This window comes from Streptomyces sp. W16, from assembly GCF_033194735.1.
Classification (GTDB): Bacteria; Actinomycetota; Actinomycetes; order Streptomycetales; family Streptomycetaceae; genus Streptomyces.
In genome coordinates this window covers 1-4,131 of record NZ_JAWOAI010000710.1, presented here as the reverse complement: position 1 = coordinate 4,131, position 4,131 = coordinate 1, and the positions used below count along the sequence as shown (strand labels likewise).

At 69.4% G+C, this 4,131-nt stretch carries 4 protein-coding genes; 1 reads left to right on the top strand and 3 read right to left on the bottom strand.

Going from position 1 to position 4,131, the window contains the following annotated elements:
* From leuE to R6V09_RS47630, 3 genes are all read right to left on the bottom strand, one after another.
* Nucleotides 1-549 (bottom strand): leucine efflux protein LeuE (leuE, locus tag R6V09_RS47640; RefSeq protein ID WP_317887695.1); only part of this gene is annotated, 549 nt, incomplete at its 3' end.
* A gap of 30 nt (nucleotides 550-579) precedes the next feature.
* Entirely contained in the window at nucleotides 580-1,161 is a 582-nt protein-coding gene (locus tag R6V09_RS47635) for a Uma2 family endonuclease (protein WP_317887694.1), read from the bottom strand.
* Between the two features lie 93 nt (nucleotides 1,162-1,254).
* On the bottom strand, nucleotides 1,255-2,835 hold the full coding sequence (locus R6V09_RS47630; RefSeq protein WP_317887693.1) for an acyl-CoA mutase large subunit family protein: 1,581 nt from the start codon (nucleotides 2,833-2,835) through the stop codon (nucleotides 1,255-1,257).
* Nucleotides 2,836-2,947: 112 nt separating this feature from the next.
* On the opposite strand from R6V09_RS47630, the gene R6V09_RS47625 reads away from it, so the two are divergent.
* Complete coding sequence (locus tag R6V09_RS47625; protein WP_317887692.1) at nucleotides 2,948-3,766, top strand: L,D-transpeptidase family protein; 819 nt, start codon at nucleotides 2,948-2,950, stop codon at nucleotides 3,764-3,766.
* Nucleotides 3,767-4,131 lie beyond the last annotated feature (365 nt).

The following is a 4,131-nucleotide window of genomic DNA, read 5'->3' as shown; positions in this document are numbered from 1 at the left end:
CAGCCGGGTCCCGCCGAAGATCAGCGCACTGAGGTAGAGGAAGCTCGCCAGCTGCGCGAAGGCGCCGAGCACGACGAACGACAGGGCGGGATAGGCGTACCCCGGGTCGACGAACTGCACGAAGAAGGCGACAAAGAACAGGATCGCCTTCGGATTGAAGAGACTGACGACGAAGGCACGGCGGTACGGCCGCTCGTCGGCGGCCTCCCCGGCGAGAGCCGGTTCCATGGCCGCCCGCTCCTTCCGCGTCCGCCACATCGCCCACGCGGCCCGCAGCATCCCGAACGCGAGCCAGGTCAGATACCCGGCGCCCGCGTACTTCACGATCCCGAACAGCAGGGCGTTGGCCTGCAGCAGCGAGGCGACCCCGGCCGCGGAGAGCGTCATCAGCACGGTGTCCCCGCACCAGACACCGGCGGCGGCCGTGTACCCGGCCCGGGTGCCGCGCCGGGCGGCTACCGAGAGGACGTACAGCGAGTTGGGGCCGGGCAGCAGGACGATCAGGACCAGGCCGGCGAGGTAGGTGGGGAGGTCTATGACACCGAGCATGGGAACGAGTGTGCCATGGGGGTACGACAGTCAGCCCTCGCCGTCGAGGAGGACGTCCACGGAGAGGTCGAGGGCGACGCCTACGGATTCCGGGACCGGGACGCTCTGGCCCCGCTTGTAGCGCTGTGGGTCGGGGTACTTGCCGTCGACCGGGTCGGTGTAGAGAAGCACCTCGCCATGTTTGCGGTCGGCGACGAGATACGCGGGGATGCCGGCTTGGGCGTAGCACTCGACCTTGACGTGGAGGTCGTCGGACCAGTTCGACGACGTCACTTCGACGACCAGACGGAAGACGTTCGGTGCGTAGTAGTTCTTCGTGACGTGGGCATCGCGGAAGTCCGCGTCGACCACGGAGAAGTCAGGGATCGCGAAGTCCTCGGGCAACGCGGGCAACCAGAGGCCGACGCCCTGGACATAACGGAGTCCAGCCTCTTGAGCGCCCGCCATATGGAATTGCACGACCAGCCAAGACAACGACAACGCATGCGAGCCGTCCGGCGGCGGTGTCACAGTAAGCCTCCCCTGGAGAATCTCCACGCGGTGGCCAGGCAGTGCACGGGCGAGCTGGTCGGCAGCCTCGCCCAGGGTCAGCTCCTGCTGCAGTACGGCCATGGCGTCCTCCTTTTCGGGGCCCACTCTCCAACGAGAGTAACTGGGGTCAGATCGTTTCCCCCCTCGATCACTCATATGGAGTAATCACCCAGTTCAGAAGGCATCCGTCGGCACATACGTCCCCCACACCTCCCGCAGCGCACCGCACACCTCCCCCACGGTCCCCCGAGCCCGCAGCGCCTCCTTCATCGGATACAGCACGTTGTCCGTACCCTCCGCCGCCTCCCGCAGCGCGGCCAGCGCCGAGTCCACCGTCTTCTGGTCTCGTTCGGCGCGGAGTCTCGTGAGCCGCTCCGCCTGCTGGGCCTCGATGGCCGGGTCGACGCGGAGGGGCTCGTACGGTTCCTCCGTGTCGAGGCGGAAGCGGTTGACGCCGACCACGACCCGCTCGCCGGAGTCGGTCTCCTGGGCGATGCGGTAGGCGCTGCGCTCGATCTCGCCCTTCTGGAAGCCGTGCTCGATGGCACCGACCGCGCCGCCCAACTCCTCGACCCGCCGCATCAGTTCGACGGCGGCCCCTTCCACGTCGTCCGTCATCGTCTCGACGACGTACGAACCCGCGAAGGGGTCCACGGTGGCGGTCACGTCCGTCTCGTAGGCCAGGACCTGCTGGGTGCGCAGCGCGAGACGGGCGCTCTTGTCCGTCGGGAGCGCGATCGCCTCGTCGAAGGAGTTCGTGTGCAGGGACTGCGTCCCGCCGAGGACCGCGGCCAGGCCCTGGACGGCGACGCGGACGAGGTTCACCTCCGGCTGCTGGGCGGTGAGTTGGACACCGGCGGTCTGGGTGTGGAAGCGCAGCATCAGGGATTTCGGGTTGCGCGCGCCGAACTCCTCCCGCATCACCCGGGCCCAGATCCTGCGCGCCGCACGGAACTTGGCGACCTCTTCGAGGAGTGTCGTACGCGCCACGAAGAAGAACGACAGCCGGGGTGCGAAGTCGTCGACGTCCATGCCGGCCGCGATCGCGGTACGGACGTACTCGATTCCGTCGGCGAGCGTGAAGGCGATCTCCTGCACGGGCGAGGCACCGGCCTCGGCCATGTGGTAGCCGGAGATCGAGATGGTGTTCCACTTCGGGATCTCGGCCCCGCAGTACTTGAAGATGTCCGCGGTCAGGCGGAGGGACGGCTTCGGCGGGAAGATGTACGTCCCCCTCGCGATGTACTCCTTCAGTACGTCGTTCTGGACCGTGCCCGTCAACTGCCCTGCCGGTACGCCCTGTTCCTCGCCGACCAGCTGGTACATCAGCAGGAGGAGGGCCGCGGGGGCGTTGATCGTCATCGAGGTGGAGACCTGGTCCAGCGGGATGCCGTCGAAGAGCACCCGCATGTCGTCCACCGAGTCGATCGCGACGCCGACCTTGCCGACCTCGCCGTGCGCGAGCGGGGCGTCGGAGTCGTGTCCCATCTGGGTGGGCAGGTCGAAGGCGACGGACAGGCCGGTCGTGCCGTGGGCGATCAGCTGCCGGTAGCGGGCGTTGGACTCCACGGCCGTGCCGAAACCGGCGTACTGCCGCATCGTCCACGGCCGGCCCGTGTACATCGTCGGGTACACACCCCGCGTGAAGGGGTACGCGCCCGGCTCGCCCAGCCGCTCGGCCGGGTCCCAGCCGGCTAGCGCCCCGGGACCGTAGACGGGTTCGATGGGCAGGCCCGACTCCGACTCGCGCACCATGGCGTGCACCTCCGGTCACCACGATGCCGCTCCGTTCGCGGCCCGTCATCCCGGGGTACGTGTCCGGGTGACACCAGTGAGACGGCGGGGGTCCGCGATGCGTACTACGGGCATGGGGAGAGCGATCGTCGCCACGGCGGCCCTGTCGGCCCTGCTGGCGGTGTGCGGCTGCACGGTGCAGGGCACGGACGCGGACGGCAAGCACCACCTGCCGGTGCGCATCGAGCTGCCGGGAAGCACGGCCAGTCCCTCGGCGAGTCCCTCGGCCACCGCGAGCGCCCCGAGCGCCACGCCCGCCGCGGACGTCCTCTGGTCGCGCGGCGACAGCGGCTCCGGTGTGCGCGAGCTGCAGGCGCGGCTGCGGCAGGTCGACTGGCTCTTCGACGGGCCGACCGGGACCTACGACGACCTCACCGAGCAGGCCGTCGCCGGTTTCCAGGGCAAGCGCGGGCTGCCGAAGACCGGCGAGACCGACAAGGTCACCTGGCAGCGGCTGCTGGGCATGACGCACGAGCCGGGCAAGTGGGACCTGTATCTGATGGGCGGCCAGCCGGCCGGCGCACCCGACCCGCGCTGTCTGACCGGCCGGGTGCTGTGCATCGACAAGACGACCCGCACCCTGCGCTGGATGATCGACGGGCGGACGGTGTCGACGATGTCGGTGCGGTTCGGCGCGCAGTACACCCCGACCCGGGACGGTGTGTTCCACGTCTACTGGAAGGCCCGGAACTGGGTGTCCACGCTCTACCACTCCCCCATGCCGTACGCGATGTTCTTCAGCGGCGGCCAGGCGGTGCACTACTCGTACGACTTCTCGATGCGGGGTTACGCGGGCGGCTCGCACGGCTGCGTCAACGTACGGGACGAGGCGGCGATCGCGAGCCTGTTCGCGCAGGTGCGGACCGGCGACAAGGTCGTCGTCCACCGGTGAGCCGCGAGGGAGGTCGTGCGGGGCGCGAGCGGGACCGGGGGAACGTGTCCCGCCCGCGCCGAGTGCACGAACCGTAGGTACGGGGGGAACCCCGGCTCTGTGCGACGGCCGATGACCAGTCGGCTCACTCTGTACTGCGCCACGGGGCCCGAAAACGTCACACCCCGCGCGAAAAAAGTTCCACGAGTCACAAAGCTGCAGGTCAGCGAGGTCAGAGCGCGCTGTACGTCGGACTCGGCGCCGGTGTCCGCGAGGCGCTGGTGGTGTGCGCCGTGGCCGGGGCGGACGGTGTCTGCCGGGCCAGCGGGGTGAAGGCGGAGGGGAGCGGGGTGGCGACCACGCCGTTCCCCTGGTGGCCGCCGGCG

Coding starts and splice junctions, on each gene's coding strand:
- R6V09_RS47635 (WP_317887694.1), bottom strand. CDS start 1,161: ATGGCCGTACTGCAGCAGGAGCTGACCCTGGGCGAGGCTGCCGACCAG.
- R6V09_RS47630 (WP_317887693.1), bottom strand. CDS start 2,835: ATGGTGCGCGAGTCGGAGTCGGGCCTGCCCATCGAACCCGTCTACGGT.
- R6V09_RS47625 (WP_317887692.1), top strand. CDS start 2,948: ATGGGGAGAGCGATCGTCGCCACGGCGGCCCTGTCGGCCCTGCTGGCG.